This window comes from Micromonospora chokoriensis, from assembly GCF_000718555.1.
Lineage (GTDB): Bacteria > Actinomycetota > Actinomycetes > Mycobacteriales > Micromonosporaceae > Micromonospora > Micromonospora chokoriensis_B.
In genome coordinates, this window is record NZ_JOAN01000052.1 from 1 (window position 1) to 325 (window position 325).

The 325-nt window shown below is 65.5% G+C and carries 1 pseudogene; it reads left to right on the forward strand.

What is annotated here, in order from left to right:
- Positions 1-67: 67 nt before the first annotated feature.
- A pseudogene (locus IF46_RS0132010) lies at positions 68-325 on the forward strand (hypothetical protein); the annotation flags it as partial.

Genomic DNA, 325 nt, shown 5'->3' on the forward strand with positions numbered 1-325 from the left:
TGCTCGACATCCGCACCACTGTTCCCCCGATGTGGTGTGGGTGTTCTACCCCCGAAGGAGCTACCCCATGAACACGATCATCCGTAAGAGCGTTCTGTCTGTTGCTGGTCTCGCGTTCGCCGGTGGCATCTTCGCCGGCCCGATCGCCGCCCACGCCGCCACCCCGGCCGTGGACGCCAAGCCGGTCGCGATGACGGTGCAGGCCGACAAGCCCGACATGAGCAAGCTGATCCCGCACGGCACCCAGGGTGACCAGTCGCGGATCACCCTCAACGACGAGCAGATCAACGACGCGAAGGCGATCATCGCGGCCACGAACTGGGCC